This window comes from Albidovulum sp. (assembly GCF_049646345.1).
Lineage (GTDB): Bacteria > Pseudomonadota > Alphaproteobacteria > Rhodobacterales > Rhodobacteraceae > Albidovulum.
Genome location: NZ_JBARVQ010000886.1, coordinates 1 through 3,873 on the forward strand (window position 1 = coordinate 1; position 3,873 = coordinate 3,873).

Sequence of the window (3,873 nt, forward strand, 5' to 3'; positions counted from 1 at the left end):
TTCACCCGGTTGGAAAACCAACGGCACAAAGATCCCCCGCCCAGTCGTTTGCATCGCGCGCTGCCGATCAGCCTTCCAGGTCCGCACAAACGCCGCGACCCGCTCGTAGGACCCGTCAAAGCCAAGCTGCACCAGATCCGCATGCATCTGCTTGGCGGTGCGCCGGTCCTTGCGCGATTTGCGCTGCTCAGTCACCAGCCAACCCGACAGTTTCTCCGCAAATGGATCCAGCTTGCTTGGCCGCGTCGGCGTCCGGAAACTGGGTTCCACTATCTCAGCCCGCAGATATTTCCTGATGGTGTTGCGAGACAGACCAGTCCGCCGTGAAATCTCGCGAAGGGGCATCTTGTCCCTCAGTGCCCATCGTCGAATTACGCTCAAAAATCCCATGTCTATCACTCCAATAACCCCCGACACATCCCGTCAAGGGCACGGTTGCACATGGGTCAGTTCTCAGTGACAATTCTGACCGCTACCGGGTCAGTTCTCGGTGACATTCAACAATCAGCTTTCGTCCGCTTTCGGATCAGGAGCTTGCCGCCTCCCAACAGACCTGAACAGGGGACGGGAAAATAAAACCCGTCTTCTGCAGCGAACTTTTCTCGGAGCAATGGAGGGCCAATGAAACCCTTCGGAGTGCCATGAAATGCGTTACCTCACTTTCAACGAACTGCGTGAAAAACTCGGTGGTCGCGGCCGCACCACGATCTACCGTGACATTGCGGCAAAGCGTCTGCCCAAGCCGATCAAATTGGGCGGGCTGAACTATTTTCCCGAACAGGCTGTCGATGATGCGTTGTTGGGGCGGGCCGATTCCTCTAACACCGCGAGCCGCAGTCTCAAAGGCCGGGGCTAATCTGATGGGCCAAGAAATGGAAAACCCCGATGCGCTGGCGGGCGCTATCGGGGCTGATTGCAAAGCGGACAGCTTCACTAATCCATATTACCGGCTTAGGGCAGAACGCGCAACATCGCTGTGCATGGTGCTGGAGGATATTGATCCGGCAGACGCGGCTATGATCTGTTGCTCCTATCTGGAAGAATACGGGGCCGGTGATCCTGTTCACACTGCCTTCGGGGATATCCGGGCAGATGCAGAGTTCTGGGCCGATTGTGCTCACCCTGCCGAGCTGGAGCATTACTTTGCCGCGTCCATGAAACGATTGGGCTCCATGGTTCAGGGAATCAAGGCACGCAAGCGGCTGATCGTAGCTCTCTGGGCAAGCCTGAGCGATCAGGATCGTGTAGCGTTCCTATCGCGGATCGATCCGAACGGGCAGTTTACCGGGCGGGGTGCGCTATGAACGCTTGGAAGGATTTTGGCGACTTGCGCCCCGTGCCCCCGATTGAGGCATACGCCAGTGAGTGCAGGGCCGAACTCGAACGCGAGAGCAGGTTCTTTCCGGCATCTGACTTCGATGGGCTGGACGTTCCCCCGCGCCAATGGCTTGTGCACGAACTGGTGCCTTCGGGCACCGTGACACTTTTGGGGGGCGATGGCGGCACCGGCAAGTCACTTGTGGCGCTGCAACTGGCCAGTGCCGTGGCAACCGGCAGGGCGTGGCTTAGCCGTGGCGTTAAGGACGGGGCCGCGCTCTATATCAGCGCAGAGGATGATCAAGATGAGCTGCACCGCAGGGTTGCTGACGTGGCGCAGGCCGAGGGCGTGGCGCTGGCCGAGCTGCACGGGCTGACACTGCGCAGCCTTGCGGGTGAGGATGCGCTGTTGGCGATGCTGGATGGCCGCTCCGGCGCTCTTTCCGCAACGGCGCTGTTCAAGGAAGTGGATGAGCGGGTGCAGGTCGAGAAACCTGCGCTTGTCGTGCTGGATACCCTTGCCGATCTGTTTCCCGGCAATGAAAATGACAGGGCGCAGGCGCGGCAGTTCGTTGGGCTGTTGCGCGGCCTTGCGATCCGCCACCAATGCGCGGTTGTCCTGCTGGCGCACCCTAGCTTGTCGGGCATATCATCTGGCGCGGGCACGTCAGGCTCCACCGGCTGGAACAACAGCGTGAGATCGAGGCTCTATCTGGAGCGCGTGGTGCGGGATGGCTATGAGCCGAACGCCGACGCGCGGGTGCTATCCACCAAGAAAGCCAACTATGGCCGCACTGGAGGCGAGATCAATCTGACTTGGCGCGATGGCGTATTCGTCGCTGATCCGCCCGAGACGATGCTGGATCGTGTTTCCGGTTCTATAAAGGCCGAGCGGGTGTTTTTGAAGCTGTTGGACGCCCTCACCGCTCAGGGGCGCTACGTCTCGGCAAATCCGGGGCCGACATACGCGCCTGCCATGTTCGCCAGTCACCCCGATGTAGAGGGCTGCACCAAGCTTGCCTTGAAAGGCGCAATGAACGCGCTGTTTGGGCGCGAGATGATCGAAGTCGCGATGCACGGAAAGGGCCAAAAAGCCCGGTCGCACTTGGCAAGAAAGGGGGCTGACCATGCTCAGTAATGAGGGTGCAACCCCCGGTGCAATACTAAGTTCAACCCCCGGCCAACCCCCGGCCAACCCCCGGCCAACGGGGGTGCGACATATACCCCTTATACCCCAAGCGTTGCACCCGCCCTTGGCGGCTTGGGTGCACGGCACGGAACCTTGAGAATCGTCTGCTCAAAAAACATGGCATGGGCTGGGGAGTACGAGGAATCAGATGAGCGATGTGCCTGCACCCCTTCAGGGGCTTTTACTCAAATGACTATAAAAGGCTATGTTAGGAGAGGTTTCTGATGTCGCGACCAACGAACTTCGTGCTTAGGATCATCGCCGAGGTTCGCGCCGAGGAGGAGCGAAATCGGCCGAAACTGCCGAAGTCACGGATCTGCCCATTTACCGCAGACCAGCCGTGGTACATGCAGATGAATTGCAGCACCTGTATCGGCAAAGTCTGCGCCCGGTTCGAACGGTTCGGCCTGAACGATGAAGGTGAACCGCTGCCCTATGTTGAACGGCCACAATGCGGTGCGATCACCCGTCAACTGTTCGCATGCGCGAACCGGATTGTGCCAGGCAAGACGCGTTGCCGATTTCACGGCGGCCTGAGCACCGGGCCGAAAACGATCGAGGGTAAGGCACGGATCGCGGCTGCCCAGCGTCTCCGTTGGGCGAAGTGGCGAGTGACCAATAAACCTCCCGAAGCTTAACTTGGTCGGCTGTCTAGGCGCAGTGCGATTAAGGTCAGGAGGGCTGAGGGCGTTGAGAAAGTCTTTGAGGTTGGTTCGGGGACAGGCTGGTCGGAAATATTCCCTGGCCACAGCGTCAACCTCGACCGCCCATCTCGAACTTCTTCTGCCGGCACCACGCGACAGGACAGCGTCCGCGCCTGCGCCACGGCTCCGGACATCCTCTTCAGCACCATATCAGGCGGACAAGAAGCGTGATTGCCATGTCACCGGCACCGGCTGCGTCCTGAAAGACCGTCAAATGTCGGCATCGCGATCACGAGCTCCGGACCCTCACGGTGCCAGCAGCCCCAGGCGTCACCCACTAGAGGAGGCCCAAGACTTCGCCACGCAATGGCTATGGACATACAACAACGACCGCCCCAACATGGGCATCGGAGGCGTCACACCCGCAATGAAACTGAAAATGGCCGCATAAGTTCTACGAATGCACCCCGCTAAAAATGGGGGGATTACCCTAGGCCTCGGGGCTAATAAACGTTTCAAAGTAAGGCATTTGCACGTGATCACTACCGCCAGAATAGAAAGCGCGATTTCCTCCATGGCGTAAATCTACACGGCTCGCAGAACTGGATCGCCGCATCCGAGAACACCGCAGGGCGGCCGAGGCGGCCGTCAGGCTGCGCGAGCCAGGTCATCTCCTTGTCCAACCAGATCAGCAGCGACCCGCGCTTGCGCAGCGACGCTGAG

General features: G+C 59.5%; 5 protein-coding genes and 3 pseudogenes. 5 read left to right on the plus strand and 3 right to left on the minus strand.

The window, feature by feature from the left end; genetic code table 11:
- Positions 1-390 (minus strand): annotated as a pseudogene (locus WBB85_RS23115) (IS21 family transposase); the annotation flags it as partial.
- A 256-nt stretch (positions 391-646) separates the two neighbouring features.
- Between WBB85_RS23115 and WBB85_RS23120 the strand changes: the two are divergent.
- The 5 genes and pseudogenes from WBB85_RS23120 to WBB85_RS23140 form a co-directional block, all read left to right on the plus strand.
- The gene (locus WBB85_RS23120) at positions 647-856 is read left to right on the plus strand and encodes a helix-turn-helix transcriptional regulator (RefSeq protein WP_432640913.1); all 210 of its coding nucleotides are present in this window, start codon (positions 647-649) and stop codon (positions 854-856) included.
- A gap of 4 nt (positions 857-860) precedes the next feature.
- On the plus strand, positions 861-1,304 hold the full coding sequence (locus WBB85_RS23125; protein ID WP_432640914.1) for a hypothetical protein: 444 nt from the start codon (positions 861-863) through the stop codon (positions 1,302-1,304).
- Positions 1,301-2,455, plus strand: a complete 1,155-nt coding sequence (locus WBB85_RS23130) for an AAA family ATPase (RefSeq protein ID WP_432640915.1) — start codon at positions 1,301-1,303, stop codon at positions 2,453-2,455. The genes WBB85_RS23125 and WBB85_RS23130 overlap by 4 nt, the downstream gene beginning before the upstream one ends.
- 275 nt (positions 2,456-2,730) lie before the next feature.
- Entirely contained in the window at positions 2,731-3,144 is a 414-nt protein-coding gene (locus WBB85_RS23135; RefSeq protein WP_432640916.1) for an HGGxSTG domain-containing protein, read from the plus strand.
- A 343-nt stretch (positions 3,145-3,487) separates the two neighbouring features.
- Positions 3,488-3,601, plus strand: a pseudogene (locus tag WBB85_RS23140) (IS3 family transposase); the annotation flags it as partial.
- A 39-nt stretch (positions 3,602-3,640) separates the two neighbouring features.
- On the opposite strand, the gene WBB85_RS23145 reads toward WBB85_RS23140, so the two are convergent.
- On the minus strand, positions 3,641-3,766 hold the full coding sequence (locus WBB85_RS23145) for a zincin-like metallopeptidase domain-containing protein (RefSeq protein WP_432640917.1): 126 nt from the start codon (positions 3,764-3,766) through the stop codon (positions 3,641-3,643).
- A pseudogene (locus tag WBB85_RS23150) lies at positions 3,747-3,873 on the minus strand (transposase); the annotation flags it as partial. The gene WBB85_RS23145 and the pseudogene WBB85_RS23150, both read right to left, overlap by 20 nt.

What these genes read in the sequence shown, in the direction of transcription:
- WBB85_RS23145 (WP_432640917.1), bottom strand. Translation starts at nt 3,766, where the DNA reads ATGCGGCGATCCAGTTCTGCGAGCCGTGTAGATTTACGCCATGGAGGA.
- WBB85_RS23125 (WP_432640914.1), top strand. Translation starts at nt 861, where the DNA reads ATGGGCCAAGAAATGGAAAACCCCGATGCGCTGGCGGGCGCTATCGGG.
- WBB85_RS23120 (WP_432640913.1), top strand. Translation starts at nt 647, where the DNA reads ATGCGTTACCTCACTTTCAACGAACTGCGTGAAAAACTCGGTGGTCGC.
- WBB85_RS23130 (WP_432640915.1), top strand. Translation starts at nt 1,301, where the DNA reads ATGAACGCTTGGAAGGATTTTGGCGACTTGCGCCCCGTGCCCCCGATT.
- WBB85_RS23135 (WP_432640916.1), top strand. Translation starts at nt 2,731, where the DNA reads ATGTCGCGACCAACGAACTTCGTGCTTAGGATCATCGCCGAGGTTCGC.